We start from the raw sequence: 17,997 nt of genomic DNA, 5'->3' as shown, positions 1-17,997 counted from the left end.
ATGATGAATGTATTAACATACTTACAAGAAACAACAATTGCAAAATGGGCAAGCGAGGCACGCCGTGACTCGCTTGCTGTTTTTGGCATTCAGCCGTTGGCGTTGCAGACATATGCGGCGTCATTGCAGCGTGAGGGACATACAATTTTGCTGGCATCATCTTTATATCAAGCGCAGCGTATTTATGAGTCTTTTGGTGATGATTACGCTAATATTCATTTGTTTGCTGCTGACGAGTTTATTAGTGCCCAGCTTTTGGCATCATCACCGGAGCTGCTGATTGAGCGGGTGTTAACTTTAGCACAGTTGGTTGATAGTCATGAGCCGCAATTGGTGATTACCCACGTTGCCGGTATTTGCAAGCATATTGTTTCGCCGGAACAATTTAAGACATACAGCATGAATTTAAAGACGGGAATTGAATTGGCGCCGGAGACGATTATTCGGCAGTTAGTTGAGGCTGGTTACAAACGTGAGAGCTTGGTGCTTGAAGCCGGAACTTTTGCAGTTCGCGGTGGAATTATTGATATTTTTGCGCTCAATCATGATGATCCGATCAGAATTGAGTTTTTTGGTGATGAGATTGATTCTTTACGCTTTTTTGATTGTGAGAGTCAACGCAGTAAAAATGAAATCGATGCAGTAACGGTTATTCCTTTTGTTGATTATATTAATGAGACGACGACGGCAAGTATTGTTGAATATTTGCCGGATGCCCATGTGGTTTTCTATGAATATCCAAAAGTTGAGCAGACCTTTGAACATATGTTAACCGATGCTGAAAGTTTGTTGGAAGAACACAAAATTTTACCGTTTACTGATTTGGATGTGGTGACGGCAAAGAACGGGCATAGTTTTCTGGCGGTTTCAATGCATGATTTGCCGGATGGTGTTTCGGTGCATCAGGCGCATGTGCGGAATTATGATGATTATCGGTCAATTGATTATAATTTTGATATTATTATCGGTGAGTTGCAGAAGAAGCTTGAGGCTGGTTGGACAATCATTTATACTTCAGCTAACAATGAAATTATTCCCTTCTTTACTGAAAATGAGTATCAGTTTATTGAGGACGCGCAACAGCTGCGACCTGGGATTATTTCAATTATTGAGAGTGATAACCACCATAGTGAGTCTTTTGAAGAGGATAAAATTTATGTGGTTGCACATGAATTATTTGAAGCGCGGGCATCGACGAAGAAGAAAAAGAAACATACGCCGATTATGCGTGACTATGGCCAAGTTATTGAGCGACTTGAAGAGCTTTCAAAAGGCGATTATATTGTTCACGAACAACATGGGATTGGTCGTTATTTAGGTATCACTACTTTGGAAACTAATGGTGGTATGCAAGATTACTTGGATATTGAGTATGCTGATAATGGTAAGCTTTATATTCCGGTTAATAAGATTCATTTGATTCAGAAGTATGTTGGTTCTGAGGCAGTAGTGCCGAAGTTGAATAAGTTAGGCAGCAACCAGTGGCAGAAACAACGAGCTAAGGTATCGGCTAATATGAATGATATTGCTGATAAATTGCTACAGCTTTATGCTGAACGCGAGCGCACCCCAGGCTTTGCCTTTGGTCCGGATACACCGGAGCAGGAGCGTTTTGAGGCAGCATTTCCTTACACGGAAACGCCGGACCAGTTACAAGCAATTATTGATACTAAAAATGATATGGAACGCCCAGTGCCAATGGAGCGTTTAGTTTGTGGTGATGTTGGGTTTGGCAAAACTGAAGTTGCCTTCAGGGCTGCTTTTAAGGCCATTGATTACGGCAAGCAAGTGGTTATGCTGGCGCCGACAACAATCTTGGCTAAACAGCATTACGAGAATGCAGTGGAACGGTTTAAAGATTTTCCGGTAAATATTCGTATGATGAGCCGGTTGGTGCCACAGTCGTTGCAGGAGGAAACTAAACGTTCGCTGAAAATTGGCGGTATTGATTTGGTGATAGGGACGCACCGGGTGTTGAGTCAGGATATTGAGTTCAAGGATTTGGGTTTGGTGGTTATTGACGAAGAACATCGCTTTGGGGTTGAGAATAAGGAACGCCTAAAAGAGTTTAAAACCAATGTAGATGTTCTTTCGATGAGTGCGACACCAATTCCGAGAACTTTGCAGATGTCAATTGTTGGTGCGCGGGATATGACTTTACTGGAAACACCGCCGCAAAACCGATATCCAATTCAGACTTATGTGGTTGAAGAACATGATAGTATCGTTCGTGATTCGATTGAAAGGGAACTTGCCCGCAAGGGTCAAGTTTTCTTGCTCCATAATAAAGTGCAGTCAATAGAACGAATGGCAGCTAAAATTCAGCGTCTAGTACCTGATGCCCGCGTTATATTTGCTCATGGTCAAATGCCTAAGGCGCTGCTGGAAGATATTATTGATGATTTTGTGCATAAGCAATATGATGTATTGGTAAGTACAACGATTATTGAAACAGGTATTGATATTCCTAATGCCAATACTTTGCTGGTGCAAGATGCTGACCGGATGGGGCTGGCACAGCTCTATCAATTACGCGGACGCGTCGGACGAAGTGACCGGATTGCATATAGTTACTTTATGTATCCGAAAAAGAAAGTGTTAACTGAAGTGGCTACTAAGCGTTTGCATACGATTAAGGAGTTTACTGAGCTCGGCAGCGGCTTTAAAATTGCGATGCGCGATTTAGCAATTCGCGGTGCCGGTGATATTTTGGGTGCTAAACAAAGTGGCTTTATTGATACTGTTGGTTTTGAGATGTATACACGTATGTTGAAAGAGACCTTAGTAGAGAAGGGCTTACAGCAAAAAGATGAAGTATCGGCAGTTCCGGCAAGCAAAGTCGGACTTGGCCGTGATATTGAATTGGATATCCGGGTAGATGCCTATATTCCTGATTATTACATTAGTGATGAATCAGTGAAGGTTGAAGTTTATAAACAATTGGATAAAGTGAAAGATGAGCAATCTTATTTACAAATCCAGGACCAATTTGCCGATCGCTTCGGCGAGTTGCCCGAAGCGGTCGAAGAGCTTATTCTCTGTTTCTATCTGCGCAATTTAGCGAAGCAAACAGATGTTATGATGATTAGCCAAACCCGGAATAAGATGCAAATGCAATTCAGTAAAACGGCAAGCGGGAAACTGGATCGTCATGCGCTCCATTTTCTGGCTAAAAACTTAAAGAATAAACTGGAGATTGAATACACTGGTGTTGGTATGCTGAAATTATCAGTGACAACAATCAAGCAGAAACCAAAAGAGTGGCTCCACGTTGCTTGTATTACCCTAGAACACATTAAAAAGATGCAGCAGGGGGGGCGTTAGGATGCAAGATTTAATTCAATTTGTCATGTCACAACGTAATGGTCATGATGGTATTGCAGTTGAGCGAATGGAAGAGCTATTCACCGCCGCAAAGGTTCGCTATCAGGATTTACGCTATGTACATATTACCGGTACTAATGGCAAGGGTTCCACGGCAGCTTTTGTGAGCAGTATTTTGACCGAGGCTGGTTACAAAGTAGGTACGTTCTCTTCACCGCATGTTATTTCGATGACAGAGCGAATAGCTATTGGCAAGCCAATCAGTGAAGCGCGATTGACCGAACTAATTGCTGATAATCTTGATTTTATTAAAGAATATCGTTTGACTTTTTTTGAAATTACTTTTTTGCTGGCAATCATTTGGTTCTTAGAAGAAGCGGTTGACTATGCTGTTATTGAAGTTGGTATCGGCGGTCGCTATGATGCAACTAATGTGATAATGCCGGTTGTTTGTGGTATTACCAATGTCGGTCTTGATCATCAGGGTGTGCTGGGTGATACTAAAGAGGAAATAGCAGTGCAAAAAATTGGGATTGCTAAGGGCGATGTGCCGGTTTTTACGACCGAAGAGCAGGAATCGGTTTTGGCAGTGTTTCATCAGTATAGTAACGCGGTCGTTGAAGTTCCCATTTCGCGGGGATGGGAACTTCAACTGGTGGGTGATTTTCAACAAAAGAATGCCAGTCTGGCCGCAGCAATGACAGCATATTTGGGAATTGATGATGCAACAATTAGAAGCGGACTCGCCAAGACGTTTTTACCTGGTCGGATGCAACTGATTCGCATTCAGCCACAAGTGTATGTTGATGTTGCACATAATGGTTCGGCTATTGAACAAACAATTCCTTTCCTAAAACAATTACCGGAAGCTCCACTTATTGTTTTAGGGGCAAATAAGCAGAAGGATTACTTGCGCATGCTGAGTTTGCTGAAGCAAGCTGGGTTCACCGTTATTGGCTGTCATTTCAATGATGTTAAGAGCGCGGTGTTTGATGAAGTGCCATACTTTGATGATATTGAGACAGCTTTTTCTTGGGCACAAACACAAGGTTGGCAAACGATAATCTTCACTGGGTCTTTCTATTTTATAGATGAAGTTATTGAAAAAATCAGTCAAATTTAGTGTGAATGAAAAAACTAAAAGATATTGCCATAAAAGGCTTGAATAAAAAATAGACTCGTGCTATAATTCTAGTTGGTAGCAGATATGTTACCAAAAAGAAAGTTCCTTTCTTTTATTTTCTATCTTCCTCATCCCCTTGGCTTCGGAGATTTTCCGGAGCCTCTTTTTTATGGGAACATGTAAAACGCCCTGAATTTTAATGATTCAGGGCGTTTTTTTGTTGATAGTAGTTACTGATTAAAAGAAGCGGATTCGCGTATTAGAAAATCTTTTAGTGTATGCGGCTGGCGACCAGTTAACTGATAAAAAACGTCATTGACAGCTTCGGCTGCACCCAGACGGGTCATAAGATAGAGGGCACACATAACATTGACATAAGTTTTATCAAGATGTCGCTTATGAATCATGTACTGACGAAACCGTAAAATAGAAGGCTTTTTATAAGTGATTGTTCTTTTGAAGAGTTGTGACATTTGTTCAGCGACTTGATAATAATTTAATGAATCGGGACCGGTTAAAGTGTAAGCAGTATTTTGGTGCTTATCAGCGTCATGCAGAATAACACTGGCAGCATAACCAATATCATCTGCATCAATAAAGCTGCATTTACTTTTGCCGGCAGGAATAAAAATTTCATTTTTAATTCTTATTTCTTCGCTGTGGACGCCCGATAGATTTTGCATAAAGAAACTTGGTCGTAGAAATGAATAAGGGATTTGATGCGATTTAATAATTTTTTCAATTTTGTGATGAGGCGGTCGGGTATTTGTTTCGACCCCCATCAATGATAGGAAAACAACTAATTGTATCTTTTTATCATCCATAGCTTGAATAAATGGTTCTAAATCCTCAGGACGGCCCAAATGGGGTGGTCGCATCAAAAAGACGCGATCAACATTATCTAAAGCGTCATCGAAAGTTTCTGCTTTAGTAAAATCAAAATAACAACAATCTTGATTAGGATAACGTTCATTTAAATCGGTGAGTGAAATATCACCAAGAAGTACCTTGTTTCCACCGGTAATCAAATAGTCTGCTACGGCACTACCAATATTACCGAGTGTACCAGTAATTAATATACGCATAATTATTGTCCCTCCGTTTCTAAAATTGTTGTCGCTTCTTTTAATAATGACGATAAAAGAGCTGCTTTTTCATCACCGAGTTTGGTATAGAGCAAAGTAGCATAGCTGTTAAAACTTTCAATCATTTCTTCTACAAGGGTGTGCCCCTTATCAGATAAGAAAATTTTATATGAGCGTTTATCATTGATATCTTGTTCGCGGACAAGTAAATGTTGTTTCTCTAATGATTGAATCGCGGTTGTCACTGAGGGCTTAGTAATTTTAAAATATTTGCTGGCATCAAGAGCGGTTGCGCCAATATTGTTATAAAAATAAATAAGCATACCCATTTCACTGGATTTAATTGGATAATCAGGATTTCGTTTGTTATATAATCGATAAAAAGCAGCGATCGTCTCTGTAAAATCATGAATCATTTTAGTACCTCTCAATATAGTTAGTTTGTATAACTAATTATATATGTTTTCCAAAAGATGTCAATACCTTATATATTTTAGGAGAAAACGCTGGGCAAAAAGTGACCCGGTCCGGGTCACTTTTTGCTTTAAGGCTTTACTAAAAGCAACCATTTTAGTACACTATAATATGAAAGAAAAATGATATTTATTGATTCATCTTGAAAGGGGCATTCTATGCTTAAGAACACAAAACGCCTTTTAGTAATATGCTGTTCATTATTGTTGCTCGGCGGCATTTTAGCCGGTTGTACCAACGTTGAAGAACAAAAGGCAGAACAAATACGAGAAAAAGAGAGTGCAGCGCAAACGTTTTATGATAATAAACAATATGCTGAAGCGGTTGCTCTTTACGACCAAATTGTTGCTATTGATGACCAACATGCAGACGCTTATGTAAAACGAGCGTTGTCTTACATTGCTATGGGTAACATTGAAAAAGCACAGTTGGATTTAAAACGTGCTGAACCACTTATGCAAACACCAACCGGGGCCTATTATCAAGCTTCAGGACTTACTTATCGTGCTAACAAGCAATTTGATCAAGCACTTGAGTCATTTGATAAGGCACTGGCGATTGGTGAATCATCGACCTTATTTGCTCAACGAGCATGGGTCAACTATGATTTGCATCAAATAGATGCGGCGCAAAATGATTTGATTTCAGCATTGGCATTGGATGCCGGTAATGCCAACATTTTTTGGCTGAAAGCACAGCTTGCAGCTGATAGCGGCGACTACCAAGACGCTATTGATAATGCTAATCGAGCATTAAAACTGGATAAAAGTTTGGCCGATGCCCAAGCAATTAAAGGTTACGCAATGTACAAGTTAGCAAGCGTTGATGCTGGCAGCAGCACTAACAATATTGATACAGAATATAAAAAAGAACTAGATGCGGCACTAAAAACCGAAAAAACTGCGACTGTTTATAATTACATTGGCATGGTTGCTCTTGAAGTAGGTGATTATCAAACCGCTTATGATAATTTTACTAAAGCGATTGAGCTTGATAACCGTAATGCCAAAGTACAAAACAGTAGTGCGATGGCACTTCACAAACTCGGTAAAAACGAAGAAGCTTTGGTTGATGCCAACACTGCCATCACCTTGGATCCGGAAGTTGCTGAGTATTACTATAACCGGGCACAAATATTAGATGCACTCAACTTAAAATCAGCAGCAACTCGCGATTATAATAAAGCAGTTGAACTGGACAAAAAGTACGCCGATATGATTCCTAAGGAATAAATAAAAAAAGCGCCGGACCCAGAGGGTCCGGCGCTTTTCAATTGCTCTAGAATGAAATTTTCTTTACGATTTCATCGAAAGTCGCATCAATTTCTTCTTTGTTATTAGCGGTTTTCATTGGTACTTGAGCCAATAATTCAGTTTGCAGCTGATCAGCAACTGCCTGACCGCCGTCTTGACCAAAGAGGTAAGTGCGTTCACCACAGTGCGCACATGTCAGGTATGACATATTTTCAACGGCACCAATAATTTGGTGGCCAAGGTTTAAAGCTGCAAGTCCGGCTTTATTAGCAATATAAGCCGCATCTTTTTGTGGCGTTGTAACAATTAACATCTCGCATTGCGGAATCATCATCTGTACATCAAGAGCTACGTCACCAGTTCCCGGTGGCATATCTAATAAGAACACATCAATGTCACGATCCCAAGCAACGTCAGTAAAGAATTGTTGAATCATTTTACCGAGCATAGGTCCACGCCATAAAACCGGATCATTTCCGGCAAGCAACAGGTCACAACCCATAACTTGGATACCATCTTTGATAAATGGTAAAATTTTACGGTTGATTGCTTGCGGCGGGTTTTTAGTAATACCCATAATTTGGGCAACACTTGAACCGTATACGTCAGCATCAATAATAGCAACTTTTTTGCCGGCGCGGGCAAAAGCATAAGCAAGTTCAATAGTCGTCGTTGATTTACCAACGCCGCCTTTGCCCGAAGCAACCGCAATAAAGCGACCGTCAGGCATTACTTTTTCGTCAGGCTCTTTATAATCAATTTTAACGCCATCGAATTTTAGATCGTTTTTCAATACACGAATCAGCTCACGTTGAAATGCAACAAACTGTTGGTTTTGAGCACGCTCAAAACCGAAAGTAATATGAATTTTATTATCGTCACTGACAATCAATTCGCTGATTGTACCGCTTTCGCTCAATGGTTTCTGGGTTGATGGATCATTGATTGCACCAATGACTTGAATGACTTCTGCTTTAGTCATGAATTATTCCTCCTAAAATTGGTTTTTTATTATATTCACGCTCTAAAAGAGCGGTGATATTATGGTGTTGGAACAAGAGTGCGTAGGCAGTTGTTGCCCGCAATTCGAGTTCGGCATTCAGTGATGTTTGCCGTGAGAGGCTGGTAATTACCGGTAATGGAAAGTGTTCACGGTTATGCCGCAAATAGTTTTGGCCGCGGCTGCTTAGTCCCAATACACGCAAATAATCGAGATTATTTGCGGCAGTATCAAGTTGCTGCCAGGTTGTTCCGGTCAGAATATGGGTTGCCAGCCGGTTGAGATGATTTTTGCGGTATCTGGTTGTGGCCACAAGATTGAGCCAGGCGTTATAGTCCTGCGCTTCAAGCGCGGCGTCATAAAGCCGGTTTTCGATGCCTTCAGCGACAAGAGCAATATCTTTTAGGTCATCGGGATTCACCAGAATTCGATGACGGATAAAGTTATAGTAAGCTTCGCTGGCAGGATAGTTACCGCTGGTCAGCAATTTTGCGGTCGCTGCCGGCACGTAGTTGCTGATGGTGCGACCATCGTTGAGTGCTTGGCGTATTGCAGTTGCGCTGGCAATAGTCGTTTCGCCAAGGGTTTCTTGGTTGTATTGACTTTCAAGCCGCGGGATGGCCATTGCTTGGATTTTGTTGCCGAGGGCTTGTATTGCCTGGATGTAATAGTAACCCAGGATATCATTGGCCTCGGTTGGTTGAGAGGTGAGCTGGGTGAGCGTCTCAACATCAGCGCTTTCACTCCCAAAGACCAATGCTTTAATGTTCATCGCTGCCAACAATTGTACCGCGTTGCGGGCAAATATATCAGCTCGCTGGACGCTACTTGCATAGGGCAATTCAATGACAATATCAATGCTATGAATGATCGCCAGTTCGGCGCGTTGCCATTTATTGAGTATTGCCGGAATACCGCGCTGCAAAAAATGTCCGCTCATTACTGCGATAATGGTTGCATCAGGAAATTGGGTTTTAGCTTGTTGCAAATGATGCATGTGTCCATTATGGAAAGGATTATATTCAACAATAATACCGATTGCTTCCATTGTAGCTAGCCACCTCATTTATTTTCAAATTCCGTATTTAAGTATATCATATTTATTAAGGGGCGAAAAGGCAGAAGCGAATTGTACTTGGCTTTCTGATGAGAGTGGGGTAAAATAGTTATTGGCTAGGCGGCATTTGTTGTTATTCTTGCACAATAAAATATTGACATCAGCCTGGATTCTAGCTATAATTATATATGCTTGTTTATTGGAGTGAAGCGTATGTTGAAATGGACAATAAATCAGATTCGCAAGGCACCTCAGCCCTTTGTATTCAGTGAAGAAATTCGTTTGGATGAGCTGTTGGTATTGCGGAATGATATTGAAGGACTTAGTCCAATTCAGGTTGACGGAACGATTAGTATTCGTGGTGAAGATCAATTTAGTATTAAAATGATAATTACCGGACGAGCTGATTTACTGGCAGCCAACAATTTAGAGATTGTACCATTTCCGTTCACGATTGAAGTGAAAGCAAATGCATCAAGTTTATACAATGATCAAGATGAAGATGTGGTGGTTATTTCTGAACATGAGATTGACTTGCAAGAATTTGTATACGGTCTTGTCGATGTTGAGTTACCAACCCATATAACAAGTAGCGAAAAGAGTAACATACCACAAGAAGGCGCGCATTGGAAAATTTCTGATGAGGCCCCGAAAAAGGATTCGCCTTTCGCACAATTACGTCAGCTCATTGAAGATGACGAGAAGAAAAAGTAGAAATCGAAGAATTTTAAGGAGGTGGATTGCAATGGCAGTACCATTTAGAAGAACCTCGAAAGCAGTAAAAAGAAAACGTCGTACGCACTTCAAATTAGCAGTGCCAGGAATGACAACTTGCCCAAACTGTGGTGAAATGAAACTTTCACACCGTGCTTGCCGTGCTTGTGGTTATTATAAAGGACGTGCAGTAGTTACTGTTGCGGAATAATGAAGGAACGCCGATGAAACGTTGATCGGTGTTTTTTTATTTTGAAGAAAATTTGACTTACCAGTAAGCTTTCAATGTGAGCCCACTGGTAATTTTTTATCTTTATTTACATAATGTTCATAAAATATTCACTGATTTTCCTAATTAGCTTATGATATAATAATCACGAAGGAGTGTTAAAATGTTGAAGAAGTTTAAGGCTATATTTTTAGCTGGTTTTTTATTATTAGGATTAACTGCATGTTCATCTGATTTGTTGGGTGGCGGAAGTGTTGATTATAGTGCGCTTTCTAGTATGGCGTCATCGCCAGCAAGCTCAAGCGCTTTGAGTCAGGATGAGACAGTAACCTTTACTGCGTTTATGATTAGTGATCCTTATGAAACGACGGTTGATAATGTACCAAAAACATATATTGATGTTATGATTGCTCGTAATCCTGATAAACCGATTTATGTTGATGTTACTGACATTACTGTACCAACAAAATCGGGTGATATTATTAGTGTAACTGGAAAAGTTGACGGTTACTTATATTGGACTGAAGAGGGAACAACAGAAGAAGCTCTGAATATTCTTGGTGAATCAATTGTTTTAAATGAGCCAACCGGAGCAGAAAATGTTGCTAGCGGTTCATATACAACTGAAGATAATATTACTTATACATTCGATAAAGCAGTATACGCTGACAATACCATGTATGAAAACGAAGGTTATATTTATGTTTACTATTATGTAGATAACAAAAGTGGTTCAATGGCAAGCGGAAGATTAGATTCAGTATTCTATCTTTTTAGAGGTGATAATGAGTTAAATAACACCTTTGCAATGTTTGCTGATATTGAGCATCCCTCAAATGCAGAGAATTTCAGCATGACCGGATTTGTGAAAGAAGGTCAGAAAATCTATGGCTATAACTCATTTACTGCTGAAGGTGAAGGTCCGCTGGAAATTACTGTATATGATGATGATTTCAATGTTGTCTTTTCTCAGGAACTTCCTGTTGAATAAAAGCTGAAACCAGCCGATTAACTGCACCGTCTCCATTTAGGTTTACTCTAAAGGAAGGCGGTGCAGTTTTTAAATAGGTGAAGTAATGATTGAACAGAAATCAAGAGACTAAGTCTGTTTGAACAGGGTTCATTGCTCGTGAAAAACGGCATACTATTATCTGTGTTTAGGGGTGTATATAGTGAAAAAAATATTAATGGTACTATTGGTTAGTTGCTTCTTATTTGGATGTTCCCAAGAGTATAGCTTACCATTAAGAATCGAGACTGAAAAAGGTATTGTTGGTGATTATGAAATTTTGGAATGTATTAACAAAGAAACCAATGTGAATGTAAAAGGTTATGGAAATGAATACAATGAGGTTTTGTCAATCAGAGTTGAATCAATTTCTGATAAAAGTAAATCGCCAGATGCGGAATTAACAGATGAGCAGTTGGAAAAGAAGCTAAATGAAGATATTAGCAATAATGTAGCAAACGAGGCTGCATATGTATACGTATACAACAATGAGATCCATTGGATTTATATTTTAAGAAAAACCATAGATCCAGATAAATATATTAATGACTTAATAAGCAACCCGGAAACAACATATACCTGTAAGTTGAGTTATGAATAAAAGCTGAAACCTGCCGGGCGGCGAGCGCCCGGCAGGTTTTTAATTTGTCCCGAAAAATAAAACTGCTATAATATGGATAGCAGGCAAGGAGTGAGTTGGCAGTGATTGAGTATAAGCAATTGGATAGCGAACATATGACTACAACATTATTTTCTAACTTTATCCGCCATCAGCAGGTAGAAGCAGCGTGGCGCAAAGTTGAGGGCAGGTGGCAGGTTATGCCGGTTGTGTTTGTTGATGACTGGAATTCGAATGATTATCGGGTGTTGGTTGAACATCTGAAAAATACGTTGCTGACCGGAGGTATGGTTTACGGTGCTTTTGCTGATGGCGTGCTTAAGGGGTTTGCTTCGATAGAGGCAAACCCCTTGGGATCAAAGCGCGAGTATCGCGATTTGACTAGTCTGCATGTCTCCGAAGATATGCGCGGTTATGGAGTCGGCCGCCGGCTGTTTGCTATGGCGGCGGCATGGGCGAAGGTGCAGGGCGCTGCAAAGTTGTATATTTCGGCTCATTCTGCGGTTGAGACCCAGGCGTTCTATAAAGCGATGGGTTGTGTTGAAGCAGCAGAATACAATCGCCAGCATGTTGAGGCCGAGCCTTTTGATTGTCAGTTGGAATATGTTATTGAGGAAGGATAAAAACCCAACAGTTTAGCTATTGGGTTTTTTATTTTTTTCCTTAAAGTGGGAACAACAAAAATATTATTGACTTTTCAACAAAATGCAGATAGTATAGAATTATAAAAGGAGGGTGTTTATGTCGGAGATTCTTAGGGAAATTGGTGTTGTTGCCCGGGCGCTGGCAGGAATAAGCAATGTTGAGTTTAAGGAGATTCATTTGAATAAGGGGCAATATTTGTATTTGAGCAGAATTTATGAAAATCCTGGTATTATCAATGATACGCTTTCAGAGTTAATTCGGGTGGAGCGTTCTGCAGTTGCTAAGTCAGTGAAAAAGTTAGTTGAGGATGGTCTGGTAACAAAAGAAGTGGATACCGCTAATAAGAAAATCCGAAAGTTGTTTGTTACTGAGAAGGGTAAGGTGGTGTATGATTATTTGCAGCGTGAAGAAAAGCATTCAGAGGCAAATGCTTTAGCTGGATTATCTCAGGAAGAGGTTGGGTCATTACTTTGTTTACTGAATAAGGTAAGCGAGAATGTAACTAAGGATTGGGAATATGTTATGAAAGGTAACAAAAGAACTTATTGAGAAAGTTGGGAATTATATGGAGTTCACATTTTTAAATGAAGAAACATTGGCAGCAACTTTGAAAATGACCGCTGTTGTTGAAACGATTGAAAAAGTATATGTTGCCAAAAGTCAAAATCATTCGGTAGTATGGGATACTATTTTTTATGATTTTGTTCCTGGAAAAGCAGATATGGATATTAAGTCAGGTCTTTTAGAAAGTGAGCAGATTTTTGGTCATAAAACCGTGACTTGGTTTGGTGATAATGCCAAGCTGGGGTTACCAACCTTAACCGGTTTAATATGTGTGTTTGATGCTACGACCGGGTTTCCGGTTGGGATTACCACTGCTGCATACATTACCGGGATGCGAACTGGTGCGGCAGCGGCAATCGGTGCTAAGTATCTTGCAGAGCCGAGCGTTGCCAGTGCCTTGATTATTGGCGCCGGAAATCAGTTGCGGTTTCAGGTTGCTGCTTTGTTAACGGCTTTCCCGGATTTAACAAATGTTGCGATATATGATAAAGATCGGGATAAAGTTATTGAAGCAATAGCTGATCTACCACGGCAGTGTGAGATAATGGGAGTCAGCTGTGCGACGAGAACATTTGAAGTGGTCACTAATCTTGAAGCAGCAGTCAAAGCAAATAAGTTAATTATCACGATTACCCCTTCGAAAGAACCAATAATTAAAGCAGAATGGGTAAGTCCGGGTACTCACTTTTCATGTATGGGCGCGGATATGAGCGGGAAACAGGAAATTGATGCTGAGATTTTTGCAGATGCCCTTATTTATACTGATGATTTACATCATGCTGCTGAGGTTGGCGAAATGGAAACGGCACTAAAGCAAGATATAATAAAACTTGATGATGTTGCCGGAGAAATTGGTGAGCTAATCACCGGAGCTAAAAAGCCGAGAGTCAAAGCGAAAGTGACAATTTTTGATGCGACCGGAATGGCAATTATGGACTTGGCAACAGCAAAGCTTGCCATTGAAACTGCTAAAGACAGCGATGTTGTTACACTGCAAATTTAAACTAAAGGAGAAGCGATTATGGAAAAATTTACTTATCAAGACGTAAAAGAGGCTTATGATAGAATTCATCCATATTTACCGACAACACCTTTGATTGAATCTTATTATTTAGGTAATGAACAGCAGAGATATTTTTTTAAACTGGAATCTTTGCAAAAAGTAAAGAGTTTTAAAGTACGCGGGGCACTCAATAAAATGTTAACTCTCACTGATGAAGAAAAGGCAAAAGGTGTTGCTACTATTTCATCAGGAAATCATGGTAGCTCGGTGAGCTATGCGGCATCGCTGTTGGGCATCGAAAAAGCAGTAGTTATTGTCCCGACTACAACACCTAAGAGTAAAGTGGACAAGATAAAATATTTTGGTGCCAGCGTTGTGCAACTCGGAAAAAACTATGATGAAGCCCATGCTCTTGGGCATGAGTATATTAAAGATAAAGACATGGTGTTTATTGATTCTTACTATGATGATCCTAAGATTTATGCCGGTCAGGGCACGATGGCAATTGAGATTTTGGATCAAAATCCGGAAATTGATACCATTGTCGTGCCAATCGGCGGTGGCGGGATGATTACTGGTATTGCCGTTGCGGCAAAAGCGATTAATCCTGACATTAGAATTATTGGTGTGCAGACTGAGGCATGCCCGGCGATGGTGAAGTCGTATGAAGATAATGTTTTTTATGATGCCTATCCGAATGAAGAAAGCTATTGTGATTCATTAGTTGGTGGCGTAGGGATATTGAGTTATACGATGCTTAAAGACTATGTTAGTGATATTATCGTTGTTCCAGAAGCATCAATAGCTAAAGCTGTAGCATTTATGATTACTGAGGAAAAATTTGTGGCTGAAGCCGGCAGTTGCACGACGATTGCAGCAGTCCAGGATTTCCGTGAACGTGTTGGCGGGAAAAATATTGCCCTGATTATTTCCGGTGGCAATATAGATGGCGATGTTATTAGGGAAATTCTGGCTAAATATTAGTTTGGGAGAAAATTGATAAAAAGGCAGCCAACGAGGCTGCCTTTTTATTTTAGACTTAAAGATAGTATCGTGATATGATTAAATGAGATGACTAGAAAGGTGTGCGGATATATGACTGAAAAGGAAAAGATGTTAGCCGGTTTGGCGTATGATTCACGTGATCCGGAGTTGCTTGGGCGCTATTATCAAGCAAGAGCCATATTGAGAACATTTAATGGTAGTGATATTGCTGAGGAAAAGACAAAAGCTATGGACGAATTGTTTGCCGATGTTGGTGCTGATGTTTGGATTGAGTCACCATTTTTCTGTGATTATGGCGATAATATAACTATAGGCGCCAATACATTTATTAATTATAATTGTATTTTTATTGATGATAATTTAATTACAATTGGAGCAAATTGCTTGTTAGGACCACATGTTCAACTATATACTGCTGAACATCCGCTTCATGCTGGCGAGCGAATTATAGGTGAGGATGGAGGAAAAACGCGGTATATTACAACAACGAAACCGATTGTAATAGGTGATAATGTGTGGATTGGCGGCAATGTTGTCGTTTTACCAGGGATTACTATTGGTAATAATGTAACGATTGGTGCTGGTGCAGTGGTCACAAAGTCTATTGCAGATAATTGTGTTGCTGTTGGTAATCCGGCAAGAGTGGTTAAGTCTTTGTAGAGAAGTTGGAAAAGCCGGAGCGGGCCGCTCCGGCTTTTCATTTGTTCGGTAAAAATAAAAGTGCTATAATGTGAGCAATGGCAGAGGAGTGAGCATATGGAAGTAAAGTTTGAGAAACCGGTAGCGCAAGATTATATTTGGTTACGTATTGATAGTGGTATGGGTGAGAAGAAACTTGATAAGGTAGAGGTTGCTTTAGCGAATACGATGTTTTGTGTTTGTTTGTATGAAGATAGTAAACTTATTGGTTTTGGCCGTATTGTTGGTGATGGTGCGATTACTTTAGTTGTTTCTGATATTATGGTGGCTAAGGATTATCAAGGGCAGGGTCTGGGTAAAGTTATTATGCAGCATATTGATGATTATTTGCGGAGTCATTTTGATAATGATGCTTTTGTTAGCTTGTTGGCAACAGTTCCGGCGGATCAATTATATGCACAGTTTGGCTTTTATAATTCACCGGATTCAATTGGTATGAAGCGAGTCAAAGAATATGACAATTAATGGCTTTGTTTTACTGATTCCGCTCTTGCTGATTCGGTTTGTTTTGCCGCGTTTTTTTGATAAAGCGGCGCTCTTACGAGCGGCACTTTATCCGCCTTTCCCCAAGGATAAGCAATACTTCTTATATTTATATCAGATTGCAACCGTGTTGTTGGTTATCGTTCCGCTTTTTTTGAGTGTTGATTTTAGCTCGAGTTTTGTTTATGTCGGCGGCTTCGTGTATTTTTTAGGGATTGTTATTTTAGTGATATCGACAATTAATTTTTCTCATCCAGATGAGCAACGTTTAAATACCAATGGTTTATATCGGTTTTCCCGTAATCCGATGTATGTGGGTTATTTCCTTTACTTTATGGGTTGTGTGTTATTAACCGGGTCGATAGTTTTGTTAGTGGCTTTATTTGTGTTTCAGCTTTCTTGTCACTGGCTGATTTTGGCAGAAGAGCAGTGGTGTATTGCACAGTTTGGTGAGCAATATCGGCAGTATATGAAAAAAGTACGCCGCTATTTTTAAAATACGCCGTAATTATGAATATATTTTATGCAAGCGTCGCTCTGATGTGGTAAGATAAATAATGGTATTTATCATGAAATGTGCGGAGGAAATCGGATATGTTTTGGGAAAAAGTAAGGGCTGAGTTTCAATGGGACAGCCGAAATATAATATTTATTGCTGTTTTATTGTTGATTCCGATAAGTCTGATTATGGTTCAGGAGCAGCGATTGGCGCTTTTATCAATTATTAGTTTAATTCCGGCAGCAATTGCTGGGGTCGCACCGAAACGGAAAAAGCGAGTTTCAATTGTTCTTGTTGGTTTGTTCATGGGAATCAGTATACTGATAGGCGCTATAATAAAATTTTATATGACTGAAATTGGTGCTGCCGTTTTCATTTTCTTACTGGCCTTTGCAGCGGCTTTAATTGCGGCTAAACGAAATAGTCCTATCGTTATGACTTTTATTGTTCCAGTGATTGGTATTGGTTTAAGTATGACAACTATTGAATCTGCGTTGGCATTTATGATAGTTATAGCAATAAATGCTGTTTTTGCTTTTGGTGTTTCACTTATATTTCCTGAACGTGAGGTTGTGGCTCAGCAACCTCAGGCGATAATGCTGACTGAAAAAGATGCTAAGCTTTATGGTATTGCTTTAGGGGCGGCAATGGCAGTTTCGACAATGCTGAGTTTTTTCTGGGATCATTCGGGATGGATTGTTGGGTCAACCGGATTAGTAATGCGACCGTATTTTAATAAACAGGTCAGCCGTTCATTGTGGCGGGCCGGTTCAATTATTATTGGCATGGTGATTATTTCGGTGGCTTATTACTATATTCCGGAGATAACCCGAACAGGTATTTTTGCTATGATAGCAATTTTATTGCTTGCCGGCTTTCATAAAAGCACAGCTTACATTACACCGTTCTTCGTTACTTTTATGACCTTTTCATTCTTGTTGTACCCTGGTAGCAACGATAAGTTGATTGCTCAGTATTTATTAGAAAGAATCGTCTGGGTATTGCTCGGTATTGTTATTGCTTTTATCTTTGGGCAAATATTTATGTTAGTTAGAAAAATAAGAGATAAAAAGACCGTTGTTTAGCAACGGTCTTTTTTTATTTTTTTCACGTATGTCTAAAATTTGACGCGTTTTGGTCAGCCCCACGAAACTTGGACAAATTTCACAATATCGAAAGGAAGAAAATTTATGTCCCAAAACAAGTATACAA

At 40.0% G+C, this 17,997-nt stretch carries 19 protein-coding genes; 15 read left to right on the top strand and 4 right to left on the bottom strand.

Features of this window, described 5'->3' with window-relative positions:
* Both mfd and FEZ08_RS07585 read left to right on the top strand, forming a co-directional pair.
* Window positions 1–3,324, top strand: coding sequence for a transcription-repair coupling factor (gene mfd / locus FEZ08_RS07590; protein ID WP_138191125.1), 3,324 nt, complete (start codon window positions 1–3; stop codon window positions 3,322–3,324).
* Window position 3,325: 1 nt separating this feature from the next.
* The gene (locus tag FEZ08_RS07585; protein WP_138191124.1) at window positions 3,326–4,447 is read left to right on the top strand and encodes a bifunctional folylpolyglutamate synthase/dihydrofolate synthase; all 1,122 of its coding nucleotides are present in this window, start codon (window positions 3,326–3,328) and stop codon (window positions 4,445–4,447) included.
* A 230-nt stretch (window positions 4,448–4,677) separates the two neighbouring features.
* On the opposite strand, the gene FEZ08_RS07580 is transcribed toward FEZ08_RS07585, so the two are convergent.
* Window positions 4,678–5,532, bottom strand: a complete 855-nt coding sequence (locus FEZ08_RS07580) for an NmrA family NAD(P)-binding protein (RefSeq protein ID WP_138191123.1) — start codon at window positions 5,530–5,532, stop codon at window positions 4,678–4,680.
* 2 nt (window positions 5,533–5,534) lie between these two features.
* Entirely contained in the window at window positions 5,535–5,948 is a 414-nt protein-coding gene (locus tag FEZ08_RS07575) for a MarR family winged helix-turn-helix transcriptional regulator (protein WP_138191122.1), read from the bottom strand.
* 216 nt (window positions 5,949–6,164) lie between these two features.
* Here FEZ08_RS07575 and FEZ08_RS07570 point away from each other — a divergent pair, with 216 nt between their 5' ends.
* On the top strand, window positions 6,165–7,238 hold the full coding sequence (locus FEZ08_RS07570; protein WP_138191121.1) for a tetratricopeptide repeat protein: 1,074 nt from the start codon (window positions 6,165–6,167) through the stop codon (window positions 7,236–7,238).
* Between the two features lie 46 nt (window positions 7,239–7,284).
* On the opposite strand, the gene FEZ08_RS07565 is transcribed toward FEZ08_RS07570, so the two are convergent.
* Together FEZ08_RS07565 and FEZ08_RS07560 are read right to left on the bottom strand one after the other, a co-directional pair.
* A complete protein-coding gene (locus tag FEZ08_RS07565) occupies window positions 7,285–8,241 on the bottom strand; it encodes a P-loop NTPase (protein ID WP_138191120.1) in 957 nt (318 codons plus the stop codon).
* Window positions 8,234–9,307, bottom strand: coding sequence for a tRNA(Met) cytidine acetate ligase (locus FEZ08_RS07560; protein ID WP_171014991.1), 1,074 nt, complete (start codon window positions 9,305–9,307; stop codon window positions 8,234–8,236). Before FEZ08_RS07560 ends, FEZ08_RS07565 begins: the two co-directional genes overlap by 8 nt.
* A 222-nt stretch (window positions 9,308–9,529) precedes the next feature.
* Between FEZ08_RS07560 and FEZ08_RS07555 the strand changes: the two genes are divergently transcribed.
* The 12 genes from FEZ08_RS07555 (at window position 9,530) to FEZ08_RS07500 (ending at window position 17,870) form a co-directional block, all read left to right on the top strand.
* Window positions 9,530–10,030, top strand: a complete 501-nt coding sequence (locus FEZ08_RS07555; protein WP_138191118.1) for a YceD family protein — start codon at window positions 9,530–9,532, stop codon at window positions 10,028–10,030.
* 31 nt (window positions 10,031–10,061) lie between these two features.
* Window positions 10,062–10,241 (top strand): 50S ribosomal protein L32, encoded by a 180-nt coding sequence (gene rpmF, locus FEZ08_RS07550; protein WP_138191117.1) that lies wholly within the window; start codon window positions 10,062–10,064, stop codon window positions 10,239–10,241.
* A gap of 181 nt (window positions 10,242–10,422) precedes the next feature.
* Complete coding sequence (locus FEZ08_RS07545) at window positions 10,423–11,250, top strand: hypothetical protein (protein WP_138191116.1); 828 nt, start codon at window positions 10,423–10,425, stop codon at window positions 11,248–11,250.
* 181 nt (window positions 11,251–11,431) lie between these two features.
* The gene (locus tag FEZ08_RS07540; RefSeq protein WP_138191115.1) at window positions 11,432–11,869 is read left to right on the top strand and encodes a hypothetical protein; all 438 of its coding nucleotides are present in this window, start codon (window positions 11,432–11,434) and stop codon (window positions 11,867–11,869) included.
* A gap of 101 nt (window positions 11,870–11,970) precedes the next feature.
* Entirely contained in the window at window positions 11,971–12,510 is a 540-nt protein-coding gene (locus tag FEZ08_RS07535; protein ID WP_199288052.1) for a GNAT family N-acetyltransferase, read from the top strand.
* Between the two features lie 118 nt (window positions 12,511–12,628).
* Window positions 12,629–13,081, top strand: coding sequence for a MarR family winged helix-turn-helix transcriptional regulator (locus tag FEZ08_RS07530; RefSeq protein WP_138191114.1), 453 nt, complete (start codon window positions 12,629–12,631; stop codon window positions 13,079–13,081).
* A gap of 16 nt (window positions 13,082–13,097) precedes the next feature.
* Window positions 13,098–14,099: an ornithine cyclodeaminase family protein gene (locus tag FEZ08_RS07525; protein WP_138191113.1), complete on the top strand. Its 1,002-nt coding sequence runs from the start codon at window positions 13,098–13,100 to the stop codon at window positions 14,097–14,099.
* Window positions 14,100–14,117: 18 nt separating this feature from the next.
* Window positions 14,118–15,083, top strand: a complete 966-nt coding sequence (locus FEZ08_RS07520) for a threonine ammonia-lyase (RefSeq protein WP_138191112.1) — start codon at window positions 14,118–14,120, stop codon at window positions 15,081–15,083.
* Window positions 15,084–15,194: 111 nt separating this feature from the next.
* The gene (locus tag FEZ08_RS07515) at window positions 15,195–15,764 is read left to right on the top strand and encodes a sugar O-acetyltransferase (RefSeq protein WP_138191111.1); all 570 of its coding nucleotides are present in this window, start codon (window positions 15,195–15,197) and stop codon (window positions 15,762–15,764) included.
* 96 nt (window positions 15,765–15,860) lie between these two features.
* Entirely contained in the window at window positions 15,861–16,268 is a 408-nt protein-coding gene (locus FEZ08_RS07510; RefSeq protein WP_199288051.1) for a GNAT family N-acetyltransferase, read from the top strand.
* Entirely contained in the window at window positions 16,258–16,782 is a 525-nt protein-coding gene (locus FEZ08_RS07505; RefSeq protein ID WP_138191110.1) for a methyltransferase family protein, read from the top strand. The genes FEZ08_RS07510 and FEZ08_RS07505 overlap by 11 nt, the downstream gene beginning before the upstream one ends.
* Before the next feature lie 98 nt (window positions 16,783–16,880).
* The gene (locus tag FEZ08_RS07500) at window positions 16,881–17,870 is read left to right on the top strand and encodes an FUSC family protein (RefSeq protein WP_138191109.1); all 990 of its coding nucleotides are present in this window, start codon (window positions 16,881–16,883) and stop codon (window positions 17,868–17,870) included.
* Window positions 17,871–17,997: the final 127 nt, after the last annotated feature.

Source organism: Culicoidibacter larvae (assembly GCF_005771635.1).
Taxonomy (GTDB): domain Bacteria; phylum Bacillota_I; class Bacilli_A; order Culicoidibacterales; family Culicoidibacteraceae; genus Culicoidibacter; species Culicoidibacter larvae.
This window is presented reverse-complemented; position numbering and strand designations above follow the sequence as displayed.

Coding starts and splice junctions, on each gene's coding strand:
- rpmF (WP_138191117.1), top strand. CDS start 10,062: ATGGCAGTACCATTTAGAAGAACCTCGAAAGCAGTAAAAAGAAAACGT.
- FEZ08_RS07585 (WP_138191124.1), top strand. CDS start 3,326: ATGCAAGATTTAATTCAATTTGTCATGTCACAACGTAATGGTCATGAT.
- FEZ08_RS07500 (WP_138191109.1), top strand. CDS start 16,881: ATGTTTTGGGAAAAAGTAAGGGCTGAGTTTCAATGGGACAGCCGAAAT.
- FEZ08_RS07545 (WP_138191116.1), top strand. CDS start 10,423: ATGTTGAAGAAGTTTAAGGCTATATTTTTAGCTGGTTTTTTATTATTA.
- FEZ08_RS07530 (WP_138191114.1), top strand. CDS start 12,629: ATGTCGGAGATTCTTAGGGAAATTGGTGTTGTTGCCCGGGCGCTGGCA.
- FEZ08_RS07515 (WP_138191111.1), top strand. CDS start 15,195: ATGACTGAAAAGGAAAAGATGTTAGCCGGTTTGGCGTATGATTCACGT.
- FEZ08_RS07525 (WP_138191113.1), top strand. CDS start 13,098: ATGGAGTTCACATTTTTAAATGAAGAAACATTGGCAGCAACTTTGAAA.
- FEZ08_RS07570 (WP_138191121.1), top strand. CDS start 6,165: ATGCTTAAGAACACAAAACGCCTTTTAGTAATATGCTGTTCATTATTG.
- FEZ08_RS07505 (WP_138191110.1), top strand. CDS start 16,258: ATGACAATTAATGGCTTTGTTTTACTGATTCCGCTCTTGCTGATTCGG.
- mfd (WP_138191125.1), top strand. CDS start 1: ATGATGAATGTATTAACATACTTACAAGAAACAACAATTGCAAAATGG.
- FEZ08_RS07565 (WP_138191120.1), bottom strand. CDS start 8,241: ATGACTAAAGCAGAAGTCATTCAAGTCATTGGTGCAATCAATGATCCA.
- FEZ08_RS07520 (WP_138191112.1), top strand. CDS start 14,118: ATGGAAAAATTTACTTATCAAGACGTAAAAGAGGCTTATGATAGAATT.
- FEZ08_RS07580 (WP_138191123.1), bottom strand. CDS start 5,532: ATGCGTATATTAATTACTGGTACACTCGGTAATATTGGTAGTGCCGTA.
- FEZ08_RS07560 (WP_171014991.1), bottom strand. CDS start 9,307: ATGGAAGCAATCGGTATTATTGTTGAATATAATCCTTTCCATAATGGA.
- FEZ08_RS07575 (WP_138191122.1), bottom strand. CDS start 5,948: ATGATTCATGATTTTACAGAGACGATCGCTGCTTTTTATCGATTATAT.
- FEZ08_RS07510 (WP_199288051.1), top strand. CDS start 15,861: ATGGAAGTAAAGTTTGAGAAACCGGTAGCGCAAGATTATATTTGGTTA.
- FEZ08_RS07555 (WP_138191118.1), top strand. CDS start 9,530: ATGTTGAAATGGACAATAAATCAGATTCGCAAGGCACCTCAGCCCTTT.